The 270-nt window shown below is 66.3% G+C and carries 1 protein-coding gene; it reads right to left on the bottom strand.

From position 1 onward, the window contains the following. Positions 1 to 270, bottom strand: a 270-nt coding sequence (locus tag AC0L16_RS33695; RefSeq protein WP_473625829.1) for a hypothetical protein, incomplete at both ends; no start/stop codon positions are given.

Here is a 270-nt window from a genome sequence, read left to right as displayed (position 1 = left end):
GAGCAGGCGGATCAGCCCCATCGCGCTGACCAGTGCCTCGCCATTGTAATGGTCGGAGCGGGTGCGATGTTCGATCGCGCCCAGGATCAGCTCGCGCGCCCAGATCGCTGCCTGGAACACTGCCGCGACGGTGAACAGGAAGGTCGCGGTCTTGGCCACCTCCGGCGGGGTGGCGGCATAGCCGCTTACCAGCTTCGCCGAGAGCATGATGATGAAGAAGGCGTTGGTTCGCTCGATCGCGCGACCCACTACCGCGGCCCAGCCCTTGCC

It is taken from the genome of Mesorhizobium sp. WSM4848 (genome assembly GCF_055811375.1).
Note: the sequence above shows the minus strand (reverse complement) of the source record. Positions and strands in the feature narration are given on the sequence as shown.